Here is a 24712-nt window from a genome sequence, read left to right as displayed (position 1 = left end):
ATGCAGGACGCCGCCCGCTCCCAGCCGCCCACCATCGACGAGGCCACGGCGCAGTCGCCGCACGACGCCAACGCCCCCTTCGTCCGGCTGTGGCAGGGATTTCTGACGGGCCGTGTTCTCATCGCCACTGCGCTGCTGCTGCTGCAGCTGGCGCTGCTCAGCGTGCAGCCCGGCGGCAATCCCCTGGTCTGGCTGGTCTGCCTGGGCTACCTGGGGCTGACGCTGCTGGTGCGGCTGACCGCACGCGAGCAGCCGCCCTCTGCCCGCGCCGGAGTGCACTGGCTGCCCGTGATCGGCGTGGACATCGCGGCCATCTGCCTGCTGCAGGTGTTGCAGACAGGCCCGCTCAACTACTCGGCCCTGCTGGCCATCCCCATCCTGATTTCGGCCGTGCTGGGCAATCTGACGCTGGCGCTGGCCACCACGGCCAGCGTCACGCTGCTGACCCTGGGCTGGGTCGCATGGCAGGACCTAGCGGGCCGCATAGAAAGTACCCAGGCCTACTACCAGGCCAGCTTTGCCTGCGCAGGCTATTTCGCCGTGGCCTATCTGACGCACGAGCTGGCGCGCCGCGTGCGGCGCGAGCGGCACCTGGCACAGCACAGCAGCCGCAAGGCCCAGGCCCAGGAGCAGGTCAATGCCCTGGTGATCCGCCACCTGGGCGAAGGCGTGCTGGTGGTTGATCCCCAATTCCGCGTGCAGCAGGCCAACCCGGCCGCGCTGCACCTGCTGGGACTGGCCGACGCGCATGCCCTGCCCTTCGCCCTCAAGGAACACGCCGGCTGGCAGCGGCTGCAGGATGCCGTGGCCCAGAGCTTTGCCCAGAACCTGCCGATATCGGCCGCCATCCATCTGCAGTCCATCGGCCAGGAAGGCATGACGGGACTGCATCTGCGAACCTGGCTGACCGAGGTCGCCACCCCGTCCGACGCCACCGATGCCGCCGAGCCCGCGCTGCTGCAGCAGCTGTGCGTGGTCTTTCTGCACGACCTGCGCGAAATGGAGGCGCGGCTGCGCACGGAAAAGCTGGCCTCCATGGGCCGCATGTCCGCCGCCGTGGCCCATGAGATCCGCAATCCGCTGGCCGCCATCACCCAGGCCAACGCCCTGCTGGCAGAAGATCTGGCGCAGAACCCGGCCCAGCAGCAGCTGTGCCGCATCGTGGGCCAGAACGCCGAGCGGCTGGCGCGCACCGTCGAGGACGTGCTCAACATCGCGCGGGCCCAGCAGCACATTGGCGAGGCCCACGCCGGCCTGCTGGACCTGGACCAGCATGTGGCCCAGGCCTGCCAGGAGTGGCAGGCCCAGGGCCAGCCTGCGCGCAGCGTCCAGCTGCTGCTGGACGCGCGCGCAAGGACCGTGGTGTTCGACGGCGAGCACCTGCGCCGCATCCTGGTGAACCTGCTGGACAACGCCCAGCGCTACCGCAGCAACGCCCAGCAGCCGCATACGCTGCAGGTGCTGACCGGCGCGCCGGCCGCAGGCCAGATCTGGCTGCAGGTCTGGAGCGACGGCGCCGCACTGGAGCCCACGGTGCAGCGCCATCTGTTCGAGCCCTTCTTCTCGTCGGAAAGCCGCTCCAGCGGCCTGGGCCTGTACATCTGCCGCGAGCTGTGCCAGCGCTACGATGCAGGCATCAGCTACCAGCGGCTGTCGCGGCCCGCGCCGCACGGCCCTGTCGAGGGCAATGCCTTCAGCATCGTGTTCCGCGCCGGCGCCGCATCGGCTCTGCCGGCCTCCCTGTTTGACCAGATTGTGGTGTGATGCCCTTGAACTCCCTGCCCGCTGCCGCATCGATTCTTGTCGTGGACGACGAGCCGGATCTGCGCACCCTCTATGAACTGACCCTGCTGCGCGAAGGCTACCGCGTGGAAACCGCCGCCAGCGTGGGCGAGGCGCGCGAACAGCTGCAGACCCAGCGCTTCGACGTGGTCATCACCGACATGCGCCTGCCCGACGGCATGGGAATGGAGCTGCTGCAGGACCTGCGCAACCAGCAGCGGCGAGAACGCTGCGTGGTCATGACCGCCTACGGTTCGGCCGAAAATGCCGTCGAAGCCCTGCGCTCGGGCGCCTTCGACTATCTGACCAAGCCCGTGGACCTCAAGCAGTTCCGCCTGGTCGTGGCCTCGGCCGCCCAGGGCGTGGGCGGCGTGCCGCCCCCCGGCGTGATGCCGGCGCGCAGCCCCTCGGCGGCGTCGGCCGCAAGCCCCGTGCTCAGCGGCGGCGGGGCGCTCGACGCCATGGTTGGGGAGTCGCCCGCCATGCAGGCCGTCAAGCAGCGCATTGCCAAGGTGGCGCGCGGCATGGCGCCGGTGCTGGTGCACGGCGAGTCGGGCACGGGCAAGGAGCTGGTGGCGCGCGCCCTGCACGCCTGCAGCCAGCGCGCCCACGGCCCCATGGTGGCCGTGAACTGCGGCGCCATCCCCGAAAACCTGCTGGAGGCCGAGTTCTTCGGCGCCCGCAAGGGCTCCTATACCGGAGCCACCCAGGACCGCGACGGCTATTTCCAGGCGGCACGCGGCGGCACCCTGTTCCTCGACGAAATCGGCGACCTGCCGCTGCCCATGCAGGCCAAGCTGCTGCGCGCCATCCAGGAACGCCGCGTGCGCCCCCTGGGCTCGGCGCAGGAGGAAGCAGCCGACGTGCGCATCGTCAGCGCCACCCACCGCGACCTGGCCGCCGACGTGCAGGCAGGACGTTTTCGCCAGGACCTGTACTACCGCCTCAACGTCATCGAAGTACTTCTTCCGCCGCTGCGCGAGCGCCGCGAGGACCTGCCCGCGCTGTGCCGTGCATTGCTGGCACGGCTGTCGCAGGAGTCGGGCCTGCCCATGCCCGAGATCGACGAGCGTTCCCTGGAGCAGATCGCCCGCCTGCCCCTGCCCGGCAATGTGCGTGAACTGGAGAACCTGCTGCACCGCGCCATCACGCTGGGCGAGGAAGGGCCGCTGCGCATAGACCCCGAGATGCAGCTGCCCTGCGGCACTCCGCCGGCTCCACCCGCATCGGCGCAGACCCAGGCGCACGACGGCGCCGCACCGCCGCCGGAGCCTGCCGACATGGAGCTGCCCCGCGACCTGCAGGCCTGGCTGGACGAGCGCGAGCGCAGCATCCTGGTGCAGGCGCTGCAGGAAAACGGCTTCAACCGCACGGCCACGGCCGCGCGCCTGGGGCTGAGCCTGCGCCAGATCCGCTACCGCATCGACCGGCTGAACATCGCCCTGCCCGGCGACGCCAGCGCCGAGGCGGACGGAGGCGGCCATGGCGAAGCCTGATCCGCAGGCACCAGCTACCACGACCACGGCCCCGGCCTGGACCTGGCAAGGCGGCTGGCTGCAACAGGCACGCCACCTGCCCTCGCCCAACTTCGGCGAGCGCCCGGCCCAGGCCCTGGTCGATCTGGTCGTCGTGCACTCCATCAGCCTGCCCCCCGGCGAGTACGGCACGGGGGCGGTCCAGCAACTGTTCACCAACCAGCTCGACTGGGACGCCCATCCTTACTACCAGGGCATACGCGGCCTGGAGGTGTCGGCGCATTTCTTCGTCACGCGCCTGGGCGAGGTCTGGCAATTTGTGGACTGTGACGCGCGCGCCTGGCATGCGGGCGCCTCCAGCTGGCGCGGCAAGGATCGCTGCAACGACGACTCCATCGGCATAGAGCTGGAGGGCCTGGAGGGACTGCCGTTCGAGCCGGCGCAATATGCGGCCCTGGAGAACCTGTGCGAAGCCATCGCCGCACGCTACCCCGTCGCCCATCTCGCAGGCCATGAGCACATTGCGCCCGGCCGCAAACGCGATCCCGGCCCCGGCTTCGACTGGCCCCGGCTGCGCGGGCTGCTGTCCCGTCACCAGGCCACGGCGAACTGGCAGCTGCCGCCCCGCGCCGGCCAGCCCTCCACGTAAGCACACACCCTCCTGCCGGACTGCGCCAGGCCTTGCACGCAGGCCGGCTTGTCCACAGGCCCAGGAAAAGTGCGCTGTCAATCCAGAAAGCAACCCATGTGGCGCGCAGGCGCACGCCGGGCCGGCCTGATCTTTTTTTACAAATTCACGCATGTGTCGCAGCCCCACTGTTCATGGGGCTTTCGGCGGTCCGACCGGCGCAGCGGCAAGGCTGTAGCGGCTTGCGACAGGCCATCGCCCGCCAGCCACCGCGCAGCGGTGATCTGCTGCTATGGGCTTGCATGCTGGGCACTGTTTTGGCGCAGCGCAAACAGCGGTTTTCCGGCCGTGAGTACCCCGTGTACATGAGACGGCGATACACTACAGGTAGTGCCTGAGAGCACGCCGGACACCATATCTAGTGTTCACAAGCTGTGCACACCCTGTGAAAACGGTGTGCACATCCGGCCATCGATTCCATCTCCCAGCAAGCCTGCCCCCAGTGCAGGTCCGCGTCCGTTCTATCCACAAACACCCGTTGAGGAAACTCATGCAAGAAGCACTGAATTCTTTGGCTCCCGCTGCGCACGGTGATGCTGCCAATCCTTCCTCCGCCCATCACCTGTCCGTGCAGGACGGCTACCAGATCATCCGCCGCAGCGGCGACGTGGTGCCCTTCACCCCGCAAAAGATCGCCGTCGCGCTGACCAAGGCCTTCCTGGCCGTGCGCGGCGCCCAGGGCGCTGCCTCCGCCAGCGTGCGCGAGACCGTGGACGAGCTCACCCAGGCCGTGGTGCGCGCCCTGCTGCGCTCGCGTCCGGGCGGCGGCACCTTCCATATTGAAGACGTGCAGGACCAGGTCGAGCTGGGCCTGATGCGCGGCGGCCACCACGACGTGGCGCGCGCCTACGTGCTGTACCGCGACCGCCGCAACCAGGAGCGTGCCGAGCAGAAGAAGGCCGCCGAGGCCGCTGCCGCCGCTGCGGCCGCGCCCGCCCCCGTGCTGCATGTGACCGACAACGGCCAGCGCGTTCCTCTGGACCAGGCCCGCCTGCTGGCCCTGATCGAGGCCTCCTGCCGCAACCTCAATGCCGACATCCAGGCCGCGCCCATCGTTGCCGAGACGCTGCGCAACCTGTACGACGGCGTGCCGATCGAAGAAGTCTTCAAGGCCTCCATCCTGGCCGCGCGCACGCTGATCGAAAAGGACCCCGACTACACCTACGTCACCGCCCGCCTGCTGCTGCACACCATCGTGCGCGAGGTCATGGGCCATGACGTGCAGCCTGCCGACATCCAGTCGGCCTACGCCGCCTACTTCCCCGGCTTCATCCAGAAGGGCGTGGACAACGAGCTGCTCAACCCCGAGCTGCTGAACTACGACCTGCCCCGCCTGGCTGCCGCCCTCAAGGCCGAACGCGACCAGCAGTTCGACTACCTGGGCCTGCAGACCCTGTATGACCGCTACTTCCTGCACGTGCGCAAGACGCGCATCGAGCTGCCCCAGTCCTTCTTCATGCGCGTGGCCATGGGCCTGGCGCTGCAGGAAGAGGACCGCAACGCGCGCGCCATCGAGTTCTACGAACTGCTGTCTTCCTTCGACTTCATGAGCAGCACGCCCACGCTGTTCAACAGCGGCACGCTGCGCTCGCAGCTGTCTTCGTGCTACCTGACCACGGTGCCCGACGATCTGGACGGCATCTATGAGTCGATCAAGGAAAACGCCCTCCTGTCCAAGTTCGCCGGCGGCCTGGGCAACGACTGGACGCGCGTGCGCGCCCTGGGTTCGCGCATCAAGGGCACGAACGGCGAGTCGCAGGGCGTGGTGCCCTTCCTCAAGGTGGTCAACGACACGGCCGTGGCCGTGAACCAGGGCGGCAAGCGCAAGGGCGCCGTCTGCACGTACCTGGAGACCTGGCACCTGGACATCGAGGAATTCCTCGAGCTGCGCAAGAACACGGGTGACGACCGCCGCCGCACGCACGACATGAACACGGCGAACTGGATTCCCGACCTGTTCATGAAGCGCGTCATGGAAAAGGGCCAGTGGACCCTGTTCTCGCCCTCCGATGTCGGCGACCTGCACGACCTCTTCGGCGCAGCCTTCGAGCGCGCCTACACGGCCTACGAAACCAAGGCCGACACCGGCGAACTCAAGCTGTTCAAGCGCATCCCGGCCGTGGACCTGTGGCGCAAGATGCTGTCCATGCTGTTCGAGACCGGCCACCCCTGGGTCACCTTCAAGGACCCCTGCAACGTGCGCTCGCCCCAGCAGCACGCCGGCGTGGTGCACTCGTCCAACCTGTGCACCGAGATCACGCTGAACACCAGCGACACCGAGACCGCCGTCTGCAACCTGGGCTCGGTCAACCTGGCGCGCCACATCACCAACGGCGCCATCGACCACGGCAAGCTGCGCAAGACCATCACCACGGCCATGCGCATGCTGGACAACGTGATCGACATCAACTACTACGCCGTGCAGAAGGCCAAGGACTCCAACCTGCGCCATCGCCCCGTGGGCCTGGGCCTGATGGGCTTCCAGGATGCGCTCTATGAAATGCGCATCGCCTACGCCAGCGACGCGGCCGTCGAGTTCGCCGACCAGTCGATGGAAGCCATCTGCTACTACGCCTACTGGGCCTCCACCGAACTGGCCAGGGAACGCGGCCAGTACTCCAGCTACAAGGGCTCGCTGTGGGACCAGGGCATCCTGCCGCTGGACACGCTGAACCTGCTGGAGAAGGCCCGCGGCGGCTACGTGGAAGTGGACCGTTCCTCGCGCCTGGACTGGGATGCGCTGCGCGCCAAGATCGGCCAGCACGGCATGCGCAACTCCAACTGCGTGGCCATCGCGCCCACGGCGACCATCTCCAACATCGTCGGCGTCGATGCCTCCATCGAGCCTTCGTTCGGCAACCTGTCGGTCAAGTCCAACCTGTCCGGCGAGTTCACCGTCATCAACCAGTACCTGGTGCGCGACCTGAAGCGCCTGGGCCTGTGGGACGACGTGATGGTCATGGACCTCAAGCATTTCGACGGCTCGCTGCGCCCCATCGACCGCGTGCCCCAGGACGTCAAGAACCTGTACGCCACCGCCTTCGAGGTCGAGCCCACCTGGCTGGTCGAGGCCGCTGCACGCCGCCAGAAGTGGATCGACCAGGCCCAGAGCCTGAACATCTACATGGCCGGCGCCTCGGGCAAGAAGCTGGACGACACCTACAAGCTGGCCTGGCTGCGTGGTCTGAAGACCACCTACTACCTGCGCACCACCAGCGCCACCAACATCGAGAAGTCCACGGTGCAAAGCCGCGTGCTCAACGCAGTGCCCACGGCTGCCGCCCAGCCCGCTGCCGTGAGCACCTCCAGCGCCCTGGAAGCCGCGGCAGCCGCCGCACGCGCCCAGGCCCCGGCGACGGACATCAAGTTCTGCGCCATCGACGATCCCGGCTGCGAAGCCTGCCAGTAAGCCGCGCAGCGCGGGGCCTCGCCACGGCGCAGTCCCCGCGCCCTGCCCGCCAGCCAGCGCCATGCGCAGGATCTTCGCCATGGACCTTGGGCCTGCTCAACATGCCAGGCCACCCATGGTCCTACATTGACCGGAGCAGAAAGAGAGGCCTCTTTCGCACCGAATGAACTGAACATATGCCTCAGGGCATGCCGGAGAAAATTGCAATGCTGACCTTTGACGACGACGCCACCCTCTCGAACACGCCGACCGGCGCAGGAACTGCCCCCGCCACCGGCACACACCAGCGCGTCAACGCCGCCGACAAGCGAATCATCAACGCCAAGACCGACGTCAACCAGCTGGTGCCCTTCAAGTACAAGTGGGCCTGGGAAAAGTACCTGGCCACCTGCGCCAACCACTGGATGCCCCAGGAAGTGAACATGAACCGCGACATCGCCCTGTGGAAGGACCCCAACGGCCTGACCGAGGACGAGCGCCGCATCGTCAAGCGCAACCTGGGCTTCTTCGTGACGGCCGACTCGCTGGCTGCCAACAACATCGTGCTGGGCACCTACCGCCACATCACCGCACCCGAGTGCCGCCAGTTCCTGCTGCGCCAGGCCTTCGAGGAAGCCATCCACACCCACGCCTACCAGTACATCGTGGAGTCGCTGGGTCTGGATGAAGGCGAGATCTTCAACGCCTATCTCGAGGTTCCCTCCATCCGCGACAAGGACGAATTCCTGATCCCCTTCATCGAGGCGATCATGGACCCCAGCTTCAAGACCGGCACCTTCGAGACCGACCAGACGCTGCTGAAGTCGCTCATCGTTTTCGCCTGCCTGATGGAGGGCCTGTTCTTCTACGTGGGCTTCACGCAGATCCTGGCCCTGGGCCGTCAGAACAAGATGACCGGCGCTGCCGAGCAGTACCAGTACATCCTGCGCGACGAGTCCATGCACTGCAACTTCGGCATCGACCTGATCAACCAGCTCAAGCTCGAAAATCCGCAGCTGTGGACACCCGAATTCAAGGAAGAAATCACGGCGCTTTTCGTCAAGGCCGTCGAGCTGGAATACCGCTACGCAGAGGACACCATGCCGCGCGGCGTGCTGGGCATGAACGCATCGATGTTCAAGGGCTACCTGCGCTACATCGCCAACCGCCGCGCCACGCAGATCGGCCTGGAGGCCCTGTTCCCCAACGAGGAAAACCCGTTCCCCTGGATGAGCGAGATGATCGATTTGAAGAAGGAACGTAACTTCTTTGAGACACGCGTCATCGAGTATCAAACCGGAGGCGCACTTTCCTGGGATTAATCGCTTCTCTGCAGGCACAATGCGAACCATGACGCGCTTCACGCTTTTGCAATACCGATGGTGTTGCGGCGTGGGGCGTCTCCGTGTTCATTGCGATGCGTCACTCCACATCGCATTGAATCGCTTCGGAGCCCCGTACCCCGAAGTGTTTTGTGCAAATCAACGAAGGAGAAGATGATGGCAACTGCGAAGAAGACGGCCTCTACCAAGGCCCCCACCGACAAGAAGACCACCGCCAAAAAGGCGGCCGCCCCCAAGGCTGAAGCCGTGAAGAAAGCCACGGCCACTGCCAAGGCAGCGCCCGCCAAGAAGGCTGCGGCTCCTGCTGCAAAGAAGGCTGCCGCTCCCGCCAAGAAGGCTGCTGCTCCTGCTGCCAAGAAGGCTGCTGCGCCTGCTGCGAAGAAGGCCGCTGCTCCCGCCAAGAAGGCTGCAGCTCCTGCTGCCAAGAAGGCCGCCGCTCCTGCCAAGAAGGCTGCTGCTCCTGCTGCAAAGAAGGCCGCTGCTCCCGCCAAGAAGGCTGCTGCTCCTGCTGCAAAGAAGGCCGCTGCTCCCGCCAAGAAGGCTGCTGCTCCTGCTGCCAAGAAGGCCGCCGCTCCCGCCAAGAAGGCTGCTGCGCCTGCTGCAAAGAAGGCCGCCGCTCCTGCCAAGAAGGCTGCTGCTCCTGCTGCAAAGAAGGCCGCAGCTCCCGCCAAGAAGGCTGCTGCGCCTGCTGCAAAGAAGGCCGCTGCGCCTGCTGCCAAGAAGGCCGCAGCGCCCGCCAAGAAGGCTGCTGCGCCTGCTGCAAAGAAGGCTGCCGCTCCTGCCAAGAAGGCTGCTGCTCCTGCCGCCAAGAAGGCCGCAGCTCCCGCCAAGAAGGCTGCAGCTCCTGCGGCCAAGAAGCCCGCCGCTGCACCGGCTGCCAAGCCCGCAGCAGCACCCGCCAAGGCTGCAGCAGCTCCTGCCGCTCCCGCCAAGAAGGCTGCAGCGCCGAAGAAGGCCGCTGCTCCCAAGAAGGCCGCAGCAGCTCCCGCCGCTGCCGCGCCTGCAGCTCCCGCTGCCGCACCCGCGCCCATCGCGCAAACCCGCCTGGCACCCCAAGCCGCATGGCCCTTCCCCACAGGCAGCAAGCCCTGAGACTTCTCCGGTCTCAAAGCAAAAAGCCCGGCTCTTTCGAGTCGGGCTTTTTTCATTGCGACGATGGCGGCTGTACCGCCACCCGGCGATCACCGCCTCAGGGCTTGGCGAAGTCCAGCACGTAGTTCTGCGGGCCGCGGCTGGCAATCTTGAGCGCACCCAGGCGGTTGCCCAGTTCTGCACAACGCACCAGATCCCAGCCACGCTCCAGGCCGAACAGCAGGGCGCCACGCCACGCGTCGCCACAGCCCGTGGGGTCGACCACGGCAGCGGGCTGCACAGGCGCCACCGGGGTCTTGGTGCCTTGCACCCAGACCTCGCAGCCTTGCGCGCCCAGCGTCACCACCAGGCCCTGCACCTGCCCTGAAATCTGCTCCAGGCTCCAGCCCGTGCGCTCGCTGAGCATGCGGGCTTCATAGTCGTTCACGGCCACCCAGTCGGCCTGCTCGATGAAGCGACGCAGATCCTGCCCGTCGAACATGGGCAGGCCCTGGCCCGGATCGAAGACGAAGGGAATGCCTGCAGCCTTGAACTGCTGGGCATGCTCGATCATGGCCTCGCGGCCATCGGGAGCGATGATGCCCACGCGCACCTGCTCCCTGAGTTCGGGCGTGATGCGGTTGCCGTGGGCCTGCATCATGGCACCCGGGTGGAAGGCCGTGATCTGGTTGTTGTCGCGGTCGGTCATGATCATGCACTGGGCCGTGTGCGTGTCCTGCAACTGGCCGATGTGCGCCGTGTGCACGCCCAGCTCCTGCAGGCGCTGCACATATTCGGCACCGTCACTGCCCACCATGGCCATGGGCCAGGCATCGCCCCCCAGCAGCCTCAGCGCATAGGCGATGTTGCCCGCGCACCCGCCGAAATCGCGGCGCAGCGTGGGCACCAGGAAGGACACATTGAGGATGTGCAACTGGTCAGGCAGGATCTGGTCGGCAAACCTTCCGTCGAAGGTCATGATGTTGTCGAACGCAAGCGATCCGCAGATGAGAGCGGCCATGGTGTGTCTCGGCTTTCTTGAAGAGTCAGGGGAATCAGGGATAAAAAACCAGGGCGCGGTAACCGGCAACGGCGGACTCCAGGCCCTGCACTTCGACCGGGGCGGTCACGCTCCATTCGCCATGGCCCTCGATCTGCGCGGGGGCACCGAACTGGTCGAGCCGGATCACGCGCCGCAGCAGCAGCTTGTCCTGCGCATCGGTGAGCGTGAGTTCGACAGCGGGCATGGCCACGGGGAAGTCGGAACGGTTCTCCAGGCTCAGGCTCCATTGGTACTGGCCGTTGCGCGGCAGCTGCCGAAAACCCGAACTGCCGATCACCACATCGCCGATCTGTCGGCGCGGCTGCAGCTCGCAGCCCGCCATGGCGCACAGGGTCTGCAGCGTGGGCGCCAGCGAAGGATGCTGCACGGCCAGCGCATCGCGCTGGCCCCACATCACCTGGCCTGCCAAAGCGCCCGCGCCCAGCAGGCAGCCCAGCACAAGGGCCACGCGTACGGCAGGCCGGCGCCAGAAGGCCTTGCGCCGCGCCTGACGCACAAAGCCGGGCTCGGCCTCGGGCAGCGCAGGCTGGTCGTCGCTGCCACCCTCGCCGTCGCTGTCGGGCCAGCGGGAGAACTCCGGCGAAGGCACGGATACCTGCGCCTGCCGCTCCGATTCACGGACCAGGCCCGTCGGGACGGACAGCGAAGGCGCATCGGCTTTCTGGGACGGCACGGCACCATCCACCTTGTGCGGCGATGGCGCGGAAACAGGCTTGTGTTCAGGCTCGGGCTGGGGTTCAGGCTCGGGTTCGGGCTCCAGGCTGGGCGGGGACGCCACCGCCGGCCCATGCCGCGCGTCAGGCTGGGGCTGCGCCGCTGGTGCAGCCACGGACGCCGCCAGGATCTCGTCCACCAGCGACGCGCCAGGCAGCTCGCGGCCCGGATCGTCGGCGGCAGAAGCCGAAGGGGTCTGCGCAGGCGGTGCCGTGGACGTGGACGCGGGCGCCTGCGGAGCCGCAGCTTCGGCAAGCGGCACGGCAGGCGAAGGCTCGACCCTGGCAGCAGGCGCCGTGCTTGCAGCAGTTGCCGTGGCTGCAGCCGGTGCCGGAGCACCCCGCCCCGGCAGCCCCACGGGCGCCGTCGGCAGCCACATGGACTCCCGGAATTCGCGGATGTCATCGTCCTCGAATTCCGGCCCATCGAGCGATGCCCCGCCCGCCACGGGATTGCCGGCGGCATGCGCAGGCGTGGCCGGCAGGGGCTGCAGATCCTCGGAGGCATCGAACACTTCATGGCAGACGCCGCAGCGCACCCACCCCTGCGAAATTCGCAGCTGGTCGGCCACCACTTTGAAACGGGTTCCACAGGCAGGACAGCGGGTGACTTGGCTCATCAGCGATCGATTGTAGGCAGCTGCTCGCGGCACGCGCCATGAAGGCGGCAGCCGCGCAGGGACTCGTGGCGCAAATCAGGCCGCGCGGCGCGCGGTCATCAGGATCCAGCCATCTTCGCTGTCGGCGACTTCGAGTGCCAGGTACGGCGCGTAGGCCTGCTTGAGTTCGTCGGCCTGGCGCTCCAGGATGCCGGCCAGCACCAGGCTTCCACCCTCCGCCACGCGGGCGCACAGCAGCGGCGCCAGCACCTTGAGCGGCGTGGCCAGGATGTTGGCCAGCACGGTGCGGTATTCACCCGTCACGGCATCGGGCAGGCCGGCCTTCAACTGCACGGCGTTGGCATCGGCGTTGTAGCGCGTGGACTCCACGGCAGCCGGGTCGATGTCCACCGCGTCGATGTCGGTGGCACCGAACTTGGCCGCACCGATGGCCAGGATGCCGGAGCCGCAGCCGTAGTCCAGCGTGCGCCCCAGGCTGCCCTCGGGCTGGCGTGCGATCCAGCGCAGGCACATGCGCGTGGTCGGGTGCGTACCCGTGCCGAAGGCCAGGCCCGGGTCCAGGCGGATGCTCACGCGCGCCTGCGGCGGCAGTTCGTGCCAGGTGGGAACAATCCAGAATTCGGGGGTGATGTCCACGGGGGCGAACTGCGACTGCGTCAGGCGCACCCAGTCCTGCTCGGGCACCTGCTTGACGGCGATGATGCTGCAGCCCTCGAAGAAGTCCTGGGGCAGCAGCAGATCACGTGCCTCTTCGGCCGCTTGCTGCGTGGGGAACAGCGCCACCAGGCGGCTGCGCTGCCAGCCGTCCTTGGGTGGCGGCATGCCGGGCTCGCCGAACAGGGCCTGCTCGGCCTCGGTCTGCGCGTCGGCGTCCTCGACCGATACGCTCAGGGCGTCCAGCGCATCCAGTGCATCGCTGATGGTTTCGACCCGGTCTTCCGGGCACAGCAGGCTCAACTCGAACATGGGCCCATCCTTTTCTAAGCAATCAATGAAAAATGCCGGCCGCCGTCGCCGGGGGCCAGCATGCATGGTCGATCGGGTGACCCGCTCAACGCTTGTTGGCGTTGCGGTGCGCCAGCCACTCTTCCAGGTAGTGGATGTTGGTGCCGCCTTCCATGAACTTGGCGTCCACCATCAGGTCCTGGTGCAGCGGGATGTTGGTCTTGATGCCTTCGACCACGGTCTCCAGCAGCGCAGTGCGCATGCGTGCCAGCGCCTGCTCGCGCGTGTCGCCGTGAACGATGATCTTGCCGATCATGGAGTCGTAGTTCGGCGGCACGAAGTAGTTGTTGTAGACGTGCGAGTCCACGCGCACGCCCGGGCCACCGGGCGCATGCCACATGGTGATGCGGCCTGGCGAAGGCATGAAGTTGTAGGGGTCCTCGGCATTCACGCGGCATTCGATCGCATGGCCCTTGAGCTGGGCATTGATCTGGCGCTGGGTGAAAGGCAGCTTCTCGCCTGCGGCCACCATGATCTGGGTGCGAACGATGTCCACGCCCGTGATCAGTTCCGTCACCGGATGCTCCACCTGCACGCGCGTGTTCATCTCGATGAAGTAGAACTCGCCGTTTTCGTAGAGGAACTCGAAGGTGCCTGCGCCACGGTAGCCCAGCTTCTTGCAGGCTGCAGCGCAGCGCTCGCCGATCTTCTCGACCAGGCGGCGGGGAATGCCGGGAGCCGGCGCTTCCTCGATGACCTTCTGGTGGCGGCGCTGCATGGAGCAGTCGCGCTCGCCCAGGTAGACGGCATTGCGATGGTTGTCGGCCAGGATCTGGATTTCCACATGGCGCGGGTTCTGCAGGAACTTCTCCATGTAGACGGCCGGATTGCCGAAGGCCGCACCGGCCTCGGCCTTGGTCATCTGCACGGCATTGATCAGCGCCGCCTCGGTATGCACCACGCGCATGCCACGGCCACCGCCGCCGCCTGCGGCCTTGATGATCACCGGATAGCCCACGGCCTTGGCGATGCGGCGGATCTGCACCGGATCGTCGGGCAGTTCGCCGTCCGAGCCCGGCACGCAGGGCACGCCCGCCTTGATCATGGCCTGCTTGGCCGAGACCTTGTCACCCATGGTGCGGATGTTGTCGGGCGTGGGGCCGATGAAGGTGAAGCCGCTCTTTTCCACGCGCTCGGCAAAGTCGGCGTTCTCGCTGAGAAAGCCGTAGCCAGGGTGGATCGCCTCGGCGTCGGTCACCTCGGCGGCCGAGATGATGGCCGGCATGTTGAGGTAGCTCAGCGGCGAAGGAGCGGGGCCGATGCACACGGCCTCGTCGGCCAGCTTGACGTACTTTGCGTCACGGTCGGCCTCGGAATACACCATCACCGCCTTGATGCCCAGTTCACGGCAGGCGCGCTGGATGCGCAGGGCGATCTCGCCCCGGTTGGCAACCAAAATTTTCTTAAACATGAAGGTCCTCGCGGCTTGGTGCCTGCGGCGGTACGCAGGCCGAAGCCGTCAGTTGAGCCAATTGCTCTGTCGCGCCGCGGCATGCGTTCGCGCCAGGGCGTCGTGCCGCTTGCGGCATCGCTCGCCTGCAGGTTACTCGATCACGAACAGGGGCTGGCCGTACTCGACGGCCTGGCCGTTTTCACCCAGGATGCGGGTAATGGTGCCGCTCTTGTCGGCCTCGATCTCGTTGAGAATCTTCATCGCTTCGATGATGCAGATGGTCTCGCCTTCCTTGACCTGGTTGCCCACTTCCACGAAAGGCTTGCCGCCAGGGCTGGATGCGCGGTAGAAGGTGCCGACCATGGGCGACTTCACCACATGTCCCGCGACGGCTGCCTCGGCAGGGGCTGCCACGGGCGCTGCTGCAGGAGCGGCCACAGGTGCTGCCACGGGCGCAGCCATCGGAGCCTGCATGGGCGCAGCCACGTAGTGCTGCACCACGGCGCCTTCGCTCTTGACGATCCGGACCTTGCCCTCTGCTTCGGTGATCTCCAGTTCCGACACGTTCGATTCGGACACCAGATCAATGAGGGTCTTGAGTTTTCGCAAATCCATGGGAGCTCCAGCGGCTAACAACTAAATAGGGCGCGAATTTACTCCAATTTCGCCCTTCTGCGTGCTTTGAGGCATATTTTTCATCAACGTCGCCATGGAATTCGGGGGATTTCCTGAGCCTGCACAGGCTCGGTCGCTGCGGAAATCAGCCTTTTGCGCTCCAGGAAGCCAGATCTTCGGTAGTAAGCTCACCTATTTTACGTTGCCGCACCAGGCCATCCTCGCCGAGCAGCACGGTGAAGGGCAGTCCGCCCTGCAGATTGCCGAGCGAGCGGGTCAGGCCCAGACCGCCTTCCACCGCCAGCGCCACGGGGAAACGCAGGGGTGTGCGGCCCAGAAAGCGCTGCACTGCCTCGGGCTTGTCCACGGCCAGGCCAATGACCTGAATGCCATGCTGGTCTTGGCGTGCCGAGAAGGCATCCAGCATGGGCAGTTCGCGCACGCACGGCGGGCACCAGGTGGCCCAAAAATTGACCAGCACCGGCTTGCCACGCCAGCGCGACAGCGTCATGGCCGAGCCATCCGGCGTGATGAAACGCTGCTGCCACAGCTGCTCTTCGGCGCTGGACTCCATGGCATGGGGCTGAAATCGCCACCAGGCCAATCCGGCGCCACCCAGTCCCGCAGCGGCGGCAACGCCGCCCATCAACCAGCGGCGGCGGGAAGATGTGTTTTGACCTGCATCCACGGAATCAGCCACGGTCGGCCTCCCCTTCGTCCTGGTTCAACAGTTTGCGCAATGCCTCTGCGCTGCCACGCGGGCTGCGCCCCTGTCCATCGGGCTTGAGCGCGCCGCGCAGATCGTCAAGATCATGGACCAGCAGGTGCACACCCACATCCTCGTTCAGCGGGCGGCAGAAGGCATGGATGCTCAGCGCCTCCACGCTCTGGCCGGTGAATCCCGTCACGGTGCTGGGTTCGTAGTTCACATGCTGGTTGATCAGTGCGATCTCTGCCGATTTGGGGTCGTCGCAAAACAGTTGCAGATAAATATCGGACAGGCGCGTGGCCGTGCCGCGCCAGACGGCGCCGGCCAGGTGGGGACGGAACTCGGCCAGGCGATCCATCCATTGCAGAGCCAGCTCGCGCAGGGCCTGCAGTTCCTGGGGCTGGGTGTCGGCGCAGAACAGGGCGATGTATTCGCGCACAGCCTCTTCCACCAGGTCATTGCCCGGCAGCGCAGTGCGCGAGGGCAGTCCCAGCTGGCGCACAGCGCGGTGCTTGGCAGGCCCCCATTCCAGACCTTCCTCGACCACGAGGCGGGCCGCAGTCTGGGCAATTTCGGCAGTGGCTTGGTCCATGGCTTTACGATCCGCTGTATCCCTACATATATATAAGAGGCCTTCCCTGCGGATGGCCCCAAGCCATTGTGACCCAAGCCGCGGCAACGCCGGCCGCTGACGGGCTTTGCATGTTCCTGCCAGCGCCTTGCACCGGCGATTTCGCAACCTTGTGTTTCCGGGACCCGGTGCCTGCTGGGCCGCAAGCTCCTGTTTTTGCAGGCCAGCCATCCCGGACATGGCGGCAACCGTAGAATGCCCGGCCATGCACATACATATTCTGGGCATCTGCGGCACCTTCATGGGCGGACTGGCCGCGCTGGCGCGCGAGGCTGGGCACCGCGTCACAGGCTGCGACGCCGGCGTCTACCCGCCGATGAGCGATCAGCTGCGTGCACTGGGCATCGAGCTGATCGAGGGCTACGGCGCCGACCAGATGACCCTGCAACCCGACATGTATGTCGTAGGCAACGTGGTCAGCCGCGCGCGCCTGCCCGACGGCAGCCCCAAGTTCCCGCTGATGGAGGCAATCCTCGAAAGCGGCGCTCCCTACACCAGCGGGCCGCAATGGCTTTGCGAACATGTGCTGCACCATCCGTCCTGCCCGCGCCATGTGCTGGCCGTGGCCGGCACGCATGGCAAGACGACCACGACGTCGATGCTGGCCTGGATTCTCGAATGCGCAGGCCTGGCTCCGGGCTTTCTGGTCGGCGGCGTGCCGCTGGACTTCGGCGTCTCGGCCCGCCTGGGTGCATCCAGGCGCCCGACGCCAGGCGAGGGCCCGGCCGGCGCGGAGCCCGTCTTCGTCATCGAGGCCGATGAATACGACACGGCCTTCTTCGACAAGCGCAGCAAGTTCGTGCACTACCGCCCGCGCACGGCCGTGCTCAACAACCTGGAGTTCGATCACGCCGACATCTTCGAGGATCTCGGTGCCATCGAACGCCAGTTCCACCATCTGGTGCGCACCGTCCCCGCTTCGGGCCGGCTTGTTGTCAACGGTATCGAGGAAAGCATCACCCGCGTGCTGCACCAGGGCTGCTGGAGCGAGGTTTCCAGCTTCGGGGCGGTGGTCAGCGACTTCAGCGCAGAGGGCGATCCGGGCGCCTTCGACGTGCTGCACCGTGGCCGCAAGGTGGCCCGCCTGGAATGGGCGCTGACCGGGGAACACAACCAGCTCAACGCGCTGGCCGCCATTGCGGCAGCCGAGCACGTGGGCGTGACGCCGGCACAGGCCTGCGAGGCGCTGGCGCGCTTTCAGAACGTCAAGCGACGCATGGAGCTGCGCGGCATGGCGGGCGGCGTATCCGTCTACGACGACTTCGCCCACCACCCCACGGCCATACGCACCACGCTGGACGGCCTGCGCCGCAAACTCGGCAGCCAGGCACGCATCCTTGCGGTGTTCGAGCCGCGCAGCAACACCATGAAGCTGGGCACCATGAAGTCGCAACTGCCCTGGTCCCTGGAAAGCGCCGATCTGGTGTTCTGCCACACGGCCGGCCTGGACTGGGACGCCGCCGAGGCGCTGCATCCCCTGGGCGTGGGCCCTGGCCGCAAGGCGCAGGTGGCAGGCGACATGGACACGCTGATCGGACAGATCCTCGCAGCCGCCCGGCCGGGCGACCATGTGGTGTGCATGAGCAACGGCGGCTTCGGCGGCATACACCCCAAGCTGCTGGCCGCCCTGCAGGCCGCAGGCTGAACAAAGCGCAAGCAAGCCCCACCCCAATGAAAGAAGCCCGGGACATGCCCGGGCTTCTTTCATGTGCCTTCGCCTGTCAGCCGTCAGTAGCTGATGGACATGGCGGGCACGTCGACACGGATCAGCGGCTTGGACAGCACGGCCTGGGCTGCAACGGCATAGCTGTTGCGCCACTGCTCGTCGTCGAACAGCCCGGCACGCGAACGCGCCGCGCGCGCCACCACCACCAGCTTGTCGGCCAGCAGTACCTTGCCGCTGGCACGCAGGGGTTCGCAGTCCATGGAGATGAACTGCTGGTCCAGCCAATGCCGTCCTTCATCGGAACTCATGGGGGTGAGCCCGTTGGTGTCCGTGCGGTACTCTTTTCCGGCATCCAACACCACAATCACTTCGCTGCGCATGGAACTCCTCTCGTCATTACTGGATACAACCCCGTGCCTGCTCGCGCGGACAGGGCCGTTACTCATACCGCGAGCTTAACCGCAAGCGCCTTTTCCACACCCCGGGCAAGCTGACATGGCGCAAGCGCCGCAGCCTGGGGCTGGCACTGCCAGCAGCAGGTGTTTCATGGCGGCACGGCGCCCGCTTCAAGGTGCAAACGTACAATAGCCTGCAGATTGGACCCCGAATCTTCATCAACCGCATCGCATGACGACCGACACCACACACCAGAAACTGCTTGACCAGCTGCAGCAGCTCGAAGATGAGCTGCGCGGCCAGAGCCTCTGGTCGGCCGTGGCGCCAAGCCCCGAGGCCATGGCGTCGACCATGCCCTTCATGTACGACACGCTCAAGCTGCAGCAATGGCTGCAGTGGGTTTTCCTGCCCCGGCTGCGTGCCGTGATCGAGGCCGGCGGCCAGCTGCCCTGCCAAAGCCACGTGCATCCGCTGGCCGAACATGAGTGGAGCCAGCCCGTGGAATTCGACAAGCGCCAGTTGCTGGCCCTGCTGCAGGGCATAGACGACACGCTGAACCAGTGCGGTCTGACTCCGCCGGACGCCACATCGTCCCACTGACCACGGAGCGGCCAGGCACGAAAAACGGGGCGCAGACGCCCCGTTTTCTTTTGCGCCTCAGGCAGCCACCAAGGCTGCTGCCGCCTCGGTCTGCTTGACGCGGCGCTGCAGCACGGCGTCGGACAGCTCGGCCAGCGTGGCCAGGGAATCATCCCAGCCCAGGCAGGCGTCGGTAATGCTCTGGCCGTAGGTCAGGGCAGCCACTTCGTCCTTGCCGGGCGTGAACTTCTGGGCGCCGCCCACGAGATGGCCTTCGATCATCACGCCGAACACGCTGCGCGAGCCGCCGCTGATCTGTCCGGCGATGTCGCGGGCCACGTCCTTCTGGCGCTCATGCTGCTTGGAGCTGTTGGCGTGACTGCAGTCGACCATCAGCGTGGGCGTCAGGCCCGCCTTTTCGAGGTCCTCGCAGGCAGCGGCCACGTTGGCGGCGTCGTAGTTGGGAGTCTTGCCGCCGCGCAGGATGACGTGGCAATCCTGGTTGCCCGCCGTGTTCACGATGGCAACCTGGCCATTCTTGTGCACCGACAGGAAGTGGTGGCCACGGCTGGCCGACTGGATGGCGTCGGTGGCGATGCGGATGTTGCCGTCCGTGCCGTTCTTGAAGCCGATGGGCGCCGAGATGCCCGAGGCCAGTTCACGGTGGACCTGGCTTTCCGTGGTGCGCGCACCGATGGCGCCCCAGCTGATCAGATCGGCGATGTACTGGGGAGAGATCACGTCCAGGAACTCGCTGGCGGCCGGCACGCCCAGGCGGTTGATGTCGATCAGCAGTTGCCGTGCAATGCGCAGGCCCTCGTCGATGCGGTAGCTCTGGTCCAGGTAGGGATCGTTGATCAGCCCCTTCCAGCCCACGGTGGTGCGCGGCTTTTCGAAGTACACGCGCATCACGATCTCCAGCGTGTCCTTGTACTGCTCGCGTATGGGCGCCAGGCGGCGCGCGTACTCGATGGCGGCCGCCGGATCGTGGATGGAGCAGGGGCCGACGATGACCAGCAGGCGGTCATCCTCGCCAGCCATGATGTTGTGGATGGTGCGGCGGGTATCGCCGATCAGGGTTTCGACGGCCGTACCGCGGATGGGGAAGAAGCGAATGAGGTGCTCGGGAGGGGGCAACACGGTGATGTCCTTGATACGTGCGTCGTCGGTTTGGCCAGTCTTTTGGGAACCGCCGCGATACCAGGAATCGGCGAGGGAAGCTTGATGAGCAGTCATTGCTTGCTTTCGTGAGGAAAGATGGATCGTGGAAAACGGAGCGAAGAATCGGGAGGGGGGAAAACAAAAAACCGCCGGGCTCTGCAGCTTCGGCGGTTCTGAGGGAGGTTTGTTCGGGTGCGCGCGCTTACCTCTCTTCCGCCGGGGAGGAGAACCAAAAGTAAAAGTAGAAGGAGGTACGGGCTTGCATGGGAGCTGAATGTAGCACAGTCATTTTTCGCAGTGCAACATGGCCATGGCAGCACGGGGGGCGCACTTCACAGTGCCACAGAGAGAAACCTCAAAATCCTCCACGCACTTAAACTGCTTTTTTAACCGTTCAACGCAAAAATATTTCATCATCACGGATAAAAACACGATGGCATGCAGTTTTCTTGCATTCACCTTTGAAAACGTGCAAACTCCAGAAAATGACGCTTCCGCGCATCGCGGCAGGCCCGCCTCAACGCCGCAGCAAGGAGTCGCGCAGCCTGCGCAGTGCTCGGCGCAGGGCGCTCCAGGGACGCCAGCGACGCGTCCGGTACCAAGGCTGCATTGCGGCGGCATCGAACCCGCCGGCAACAGCGGCGGATTCCGCAAACATGTCTATCAACAGGCATGCATCTCCCAGCAGGCGCCAGCCCAGACGCTCGCAGCGGCGGAAATGCTCGGGCTCCTGGGCATCGCCCACCAGCACGGACTGCTGCCAGGCGTGCACGACCTCCCTGAACCCCTTGAGCAGGCGCTGGTAGGCGGGAAATTCGTAGAGGGCGTGCCATACCGCCCCCAGCGTGGTGAGGAAGTGCTGGTGGTCCAGCACGGCCAGGTCGAGTTGCTGTATGGCATCTTCCACGGCAGGGCGTGCACTGCCCGCATAGCGCACGCGCACGGCCTCGTCCAGCGCAACGGCCAGCAAGGCCAGTTGCTGGTGCATGGGCTGCAGATCGCCCACGATCAACTCGTTCAGCCAGACGCGGTTCAGCCGCGACTCGCCGGCCCAGGTGCGCCAGTGTTCCGGCAGGCTGCGCAGGGGATGGGCAGAAGTCTGCAGGCCTGGCCGGGAAGGAAAGGAAAGCTGGGTCATGGAATCGGCGCCGGGCGGCGCCCACGGAGCGCGGCGGGCCGCGTCAGGCAGGACAGAGGACCCGCCCCCTGCCATGCAGGGCGCGGGCATGCGACGGTCAGGCCGTGCCGCCCACCGTCAGGCCGTCGATGCGCAGCGTAGGCTGACCCACGCCCACGGGCACGCTCTGGCCTTCCTTGCCGCAGGTGCCCACACCGCTGTCCAGGCGCATGTCGTTGCCGATCATGGTGATGTGCTTGAGCGATTCCGGGCCGCTGCCCACGATGGTCGCGCCCTTGACGGGGTACTGGATCTTGCCGTTCTCGACCCAATAGGCCTCGCTGGCGGAGAACACGAACTTGCCGCTGGTGATGTCGACCTGCCCGCCGCCGAAGTTGGTGGCGTACAGGCCCTTCTTGATCGAGGCCACGATTTCCTGCGGATCCTTGTCGCCACCTAGCATGTAGGTGTTGGTCATGCGCGGCATGGGGATGTGGGCATAGCTTTCGCGGCGGCCGTTGCCCGTGGGCTTGACGCCCATCAGGCGGGCGTTCATCGCGTCCTGGATGTAGCCCTTGAGGATGCCGTCCTCGATCAGCACATTGCTCTGGCTGGTGCAGCCCTCGTCATCGACGTTGAGCGAACCGCGGCGATCGGCCAGCGTGCCGTCGTCCAGCACGGTGACGCCCTTGGCCGCCACGCGCTGGCCGATGCGGCCGCTGAAGGCGCTGGCGCCCTTGCGGTTGAAGTCGCCTTCCAGGCCATGGCCCACGGCTTCGTGCAGCAGCACGCCGGGCCAGCCGGGGCCAAGCACCACGGTCATTTCGCCTGCCGGCGCGGGGCGCGACTGCAGGTTGGTGAGGGCCGCGCTCACGGCTTCGTCCACATATTGCGTGATCTGCTCATCGCTGAAATAGGCCAGGCCAAAACGGCCACCGCCGCCGGCCGAACCCACTTCGCGCCGACCCTTTTGCTCGGCGATCACGGTGACGGAAAGACGCACCAGCGGCCGCACGTCGGCAGCCAACGTGCCATCGGCGCGGGCGACCAGCACCACGTCGTACTCGCTGGCCAGGCCGGCCATGACCTGGACGACACGCGGGTCCTTGGCGCGGGCCAGGGTTTCGACCTTGCCCAGCAGCTCGACCTTGGCCGTGCTGTCCAGCGTGGCAATGGGATCCAGCCCCGGATACAGCGAGCGGCTTTGCGCGATCTTGGACGCGTTGGCGCGCACGCGCTTGCTCTGGGCCGCGCCCGAGATGGAGCGCACGGTGCGTGCCGCATCCAGCAGGGAGGCTTCGGAAATATCGTCGGAATAGGCAAAGGCCGTCTTCTCGCCGCTGACCGCCCGCACGCCCACACCCTGGTCGATGCTGAAGCTGCCGGTTTTGACGATGCCCTCTTCCAGGCTCCAGCCTTCGGCGCGGGTGTACTGGAAGTAGAGGTCGGCGTCGTCGACCTGGTGGCTGCGGATCTCGGCCAGTGCGCGCGCGAGATGGGTTTCATCGAGCCCGAAGGGCTCAAGCAGCAACTGGCGCGCTGTGGCCAGGCGTTCAATGGTGGGTTCGCGGGAGATCATTCGCCCATTGTAGAGAGCCGGCCATGCCCTCGCCGTGCAACGGGGGCAGCCAACGGTTCATGGGCCTGCAAAAAAGAACGGAATGCCGCCCCACCAGGCTGAGCGGCATTCCGTAGGCATGCATCCGCGTGGATGGCGAACATGCTGGCCCATGTCCGCGCTTGCTTTGTAGCGCGCCTCGGCGTCCGTGGCAAGTGCACGGTCATCCCGCAGACGTTATGGAAACAGGAGCATGCCAGTCTCATGCAGGCTTGGCTTGCTCGCCAAATCATGGAAAGAAACGGAGCTTTCCGGCAGCAGGCATCCAGACTATTTGACATTTGCAGGCGCCTTGGGCGCCGCAAACTGGTGTTCAGAGCGGGCCGCCGCCCTCGCCCGGCAGTTGCCGCTGCGAACGCGCCACCGACATCAGCACCCCCAGCGCCAGCCCCAGCGTGACCATGGCCGTGCCGCCGTAGCTGATGAAGGGAAGCGGCACGCCGACCACGGGCAGGATGCCGCTGACCATGCCCATATTCACGAAGGCATAGGTGAAGAAGATCATGGCCACGGCCGCCGCCATGAGCCGCGCGAACAGCGTGTTGGCCTGGATGGCGATGGCCAGCCCGCGCCAGACCAGCAGCAGGAAGGAGACGATGATGAACAGGTTGCCGACCAGGCCGAACTCCTCGGAATAGGCGGCGAAGATGAAGTCGGTCGTGCGCTCGGGAATGAACTCCAGGTGGGTTTGCGTGCCTGCCATGAATCCCTTGCCCCAGACGCCACCGGAGCCGATGGCGATCATGCCCTGGATGATGTGGAACCCCTTGCCCAGGGGGTCGCGCGTGGGGTCCAGCAGGGTGCAGACACGGGTCTGCTGGTATTCATGCAGCACGGGCCAGCGCACGCCGTCGGCGCACAGCTGGGGTTCGTACCAGACGATGAGGGTGATGCCGATCACACCGGCCAGCACGGGCGGAACGATGAGTTTCCAGGGCAGGCCCGCGAAGAAGATCACCGACAGGCCGGCCGCCATCACCAGCAGGGAGGTCCCCAGGTCGGGCTGCTTCATGATCAGCCCGACAGGCACCATGAGCAGCACCATGGCGATCACGAAGTCCGTGCCGCGCAGCTGGCCCTCGCGGCGCTGGAACCACCAGGCCAGCATCAGCGGCGTGGCGATCTTCAGCAGCTCGCTGGGCTGGATCACCACGCCCACGTTGACCCAGCGCTGAGCCCCCTTCTTGGTGATGCCGAACAGCGCCACCGCCACCAGCAGCGCCACGCCCAGCATGTACAGCGGCACGGCCACCTTCATGAGCTGCTGGGGGGGAATCTGGGCCACGACAAAGAGAATGGCCGCCGCGATCAGCATGTTGCGCCCGTGGTCGGTGAAGCGCGTGCCGTGGTCGAAGCCCGAGGAGTACATGGCGATCAGCCCCGCCGACGCCAGCATGCCCACGAACAGCAGCAACCAGAAGTCAAAGCCCCGCAGCAGCGGGGCAACACGTTGCCAGAGGGAGGGCTTGTCGAATTCGGTCACGGGGATGGTCGGTCGCGGGCACGGGCCGCCATTATCCCGTGGCGCATGCGGCCCAGCCCGGCGCAGGGTTGCCCACGGAGGCGGTTGTCATCCAGCTGTCGGCCCGGGCCTTCCCTGCTGGGCGCCGCCCGCCGCAGCGGCCACAATGGGCCATGAGCCGTCCGGGCCGCATCCGGCGCCCGGCCCCAGCAACGCA

20 protein-coding genes are annotated in these 24712 nt (G+C 66.3%); 8 read left to right on the top strand and 12 right to left on the bottom strand.

Features of this window, described 5'->3' with window-relative positions; all coding sequences use genetic code 11:
• From ACF8LI_RS26305 to ACF8LI_RS26280, 6 genes are all read left to right on the top strand, one after another.
• Positions 1 to 1764, top strand: coding sequence for a PAS domain-containing sensor histidine kinase (locus tag ACF8LI_RS26305; RefSeq protein ID WP_310042479.1), 1764 nt, complete (start codon positions 1 to 3; stop codon positions 1762 to 1764).
• A complete protein-coding gene (locus ACF8LI_RS26300) occupies positions 1764 to 3278 on the top strand; it encodes a sigma-54-dependent transcriptional regulator (RefSeq protein ID WP_392414529.1) in 1515 nt (504 codons plus the stop codon). The genes ACF8LI_RS26305 and ACF8LI_RS26300 overlap by 1 nt, the downstream gene beginning before the upstream one ends.
• Complete coding sequence (ampD, locus tag ACF8LI_RS26295) at positions 3265 to 3906, top strand: 1,6-anhydro-N-acetylmuramyl-L-alanine amidase AmpD (RefSeq protein WP_034364222.1); 642 nt, start codon at positions 3265 to 3267, stop codon at positions 3904 to 3906. The genes ACF8LI_RS26300 and ampD overlap by 14 nt, the downstream gene beginning before the upstream one ends.
• Positions 3907 to 4435: 529 nt before the next feature.
• Complete coding sequence (locus ACF8LI_RS26290) at positions 4436 to 7354, top strand: ribonucleoside-diphosphate reductase subunit alpha (protein WP_016448001.1); 2919 nt, start codon at positions 4436 to 4438, stop codon at positions 7352 to 7354.
• Positions 7355 to 7560: 206 nt separating this feature from the next.
• Positions 7561 to 8655 carry a ribonucleotide-diphosphate reductase subunit beta gene (locus tag ACF8LI_RS26285; protein WP_017407450.1) on the top strand — a complete coding sequence of 365 codons (1095 nt, stop codon included), beginning with the start codon at positions 7561 to 7563 and terminating at the stop codon, positions 8653 to 8655.
• Positions 8656 to 8832: 177 nt separating this feature from the next.
• Positions 8833 to 9768: a hypothetical protein gene (locus tag ACF8LI_RS26280; protein WP_392414528.1), complete on the top strand. Its 936-nt coding sequence runs from the start codon at positions 8833 to 8835 to the stop codon at positions 9766 to 9768.
• A 97-nt stretch (positions 9769 to 9865) separates the two neighbouring features.
• Here ACF8LI_RS26280 and ACF8LI_RS26275 read toward each other — a convergent pair whose 3' ends face one another.
• From ACF8LI_RS26275 to ACF8LI_RS26245, 7 genes are all read right to left on the bottom strand, one after another.
• A complete protein-coding gene (locus ACF8LI_RS26275) occupies positions 9866 to 10768 on the bottom strand; it encodes a carbohydrate kinase family protein (RefSeq protein ID WP_392414527.1) in 903 nt (300 codons plus the stop codon).
• Positions 10769 to 10802: 34 nt separating this feature from the next.
• Positions 10803 to 12143 (bottom strand): zinc-ribbon and DUF3426 domain-containing protein, encoded by a 1341-nt coding sequence (locus tag ACF8LI_RS26270; protein WP_392414526.1) that lies wholly within the window; start codon positions 12141 to 12143, stop codon positions 10803 to 10805.
• A 75-nt stretch (positions 12144 to 12218) separates the two neighbouring features.
• Positions 12219 to 13109 carry a 50S ribosomal protein L11 methyltransferase gene (gene prmA / locus ACF8LI_RS26265; RefSeq protein WP_017404628.1) on the bottom strand — a complete coding sequence of 297 codons (891 nt, stop codon included), beginning with the start codon at positions 13107 to 13109 and terminating at the stop codon, positions 12219 to 12221.
• Positions 13110 to 13194: 85 nt separating this feature from the next.
• Positions 13195 to 14559: an acetyl-CoA carboxylase biotin carboxylase subunit gene (accC, locus tag ACF8LI_RS26260; RefSeq protein WP_016448007.1), complete on the bottom strand. Its 1365-nt coding sequence runs from the start codon at positions 14557 to 14559 to the stop codon at positions 13195 to 13197.
• A 132-nt stretch (positions 14560 to 14691) separates the two neighbouring features.
• Complete coding sequence (accB, locus tag ACF8LI_RS26255; protein WP_016448008.1) at positions 14692 to 15156, bottom strand: acetyl-CoA carboxylase biotin carboxyl carrier protein; 465 nt, start codon at positions 15154 to 15156, stop codon at positions 14692 to 14694.
• 145 nt (positions 15157 to 15301) lie between these two features.
• A complete protein-coding gene (locus ACF8LI_RS26250) occupies positions 15302 to 15802 on the bottom strand; it encodes a TlpA disulfide reductase family protein (RefSeq protein ID WP_016448009.1) in 501 nt (166 codons plus the stop codon).
• Positions 15803 to 15848: 46 nt separating this feature from the next.
• Positions 15849 to 16457 (bottom strand): hypothetical protein, encoded by a 609-nt coding sequence (locus ACF8LI_RS26245; protein ID WP_016448010.1) that lies wholly within the window; start codon positions 16455 to 16457, stop codon positions 15849 to 15851.
• 244 nt (positions 16458 to 16701) lie between these two features.
• Here ACF8LI_RS26245 and mpl point away from each other — a divergent pair, with 244 nt between their 5' ends.
• Complete coding sequence (mpl, locus tag ACF8LI_RS26240) at positions 16702 to 18141, top strand: UDP-N-acetylmuramate:L-alanyl-gamma-D-glutamyl-meso-diaminopimelate ligase (RefSeq protein ID WP_392414525.1); 1440 nt, start codon at positions 16702 to 16704, stop codon at positions 18139 to 18141.
• 83 nt (positions 18142 to 18224) lie between these two features.
• Here mpl and ACF8LI_RS26235 read toward each other — a convergent pair whose 3' ends face one another.
• Positions 18225 to 18542, bottom strand: a complete 318-nt coding sequence (locus ACF8LI_RS26235) for a hypothetical protein (protein WP_016448012.1) — start codon at positions 18540 to 18542, stop codon at positions 18225 to 18227.
• 247 nt (positions 18543 to 18789) lie between these two features.
• Here ACF8LI_RS26235 and ACF8LI_RS26230 point away from each other — a divergent pair, with 247 nt between their 5' ends.
• Positions 18790 to 19158, top strand: coding sequence for a YqcC family protein (locus tag ACF8LI_RS26230; protein ID WP_016453140.1), 369 nt, complete (start codon positions 18790 to 18792; stop codon positions 19156 to 19158).
• Positions 19159 to 19215: 57 nt separating this feature from the next.
• Here ACF8LI_RS26230 and ACF8LI_RS26225 read toward each other — a convergent pair whose 3' ends face one another.
• From ACF8LI_RS26225 to rodA, 4 genes are all read right to left on the bottom strand, one after another.
• On the bottom strand, positions 19216 to 20373 hold the full coding sequence (locus ACF8LI_RS26225) for a 3-deoxy-7-phosphoheptulonate synthase (RefSeq protein WP_016453139.1): 1158 nt from the start codon (positions 20371 to 20373) through the stop codon (positions 19216 to 19218).
• Between the two features lie 442 nt (positions 20374 to 20815).
• On the bottom strand, positions 20816 to 21436 hold the full coding sequence (locus tag ACF8LI_RS26220) for a hypothetical protein (protein ID WP_047326139.1): 621 nt from the start codon (positions 21434 to 21436) through the stop codon (positions 20816 to 20818).
• 97 nt (positions 21437 to 21533) lie between these two features.
• Positions 21534 to 22994, bottom strand: a complete 1461-nt coding sequence (gene tldD / locus ACF8LI_RS26215; protein ID WP_017404622.1) for a metalloprotease TldD — start codon at positions 22992 to 22994, stop codon at positions 21534 to 21536.
• A gap of 352 nt (positions 22995 to 23346) precedes the next feature.
• Positions 23347 to 24516 carry a rod shape-determining protein RodA gene (rodA, locus tag ACF8LI_RS26210; protein WP_016448017.1) on the bottom strand — a complete coding sequence of 390 codons (1170 nt, stop codon included), beginning with the start codon at positions 24514 to 24516 and terminating at the stop codon, positions 23347 to 23349.
• Positions 24517 to 24712 lie beyond the last annotated feature (196 nt).

Source organism: Delftia sp. WSY_12 (assembly GCF_043104645.1).
GTDB lineage: Bacteria > Pseudomonadota > Gammaproteobacteria > Burkholderiales > Burkholderiaceae_C > Comamonas > Comamonas tsuruhatensis.
Note: the sequence above shows the minus strand (reverse complement) of the source record. Positions and strands in the feature narration are given on the sequence as shown.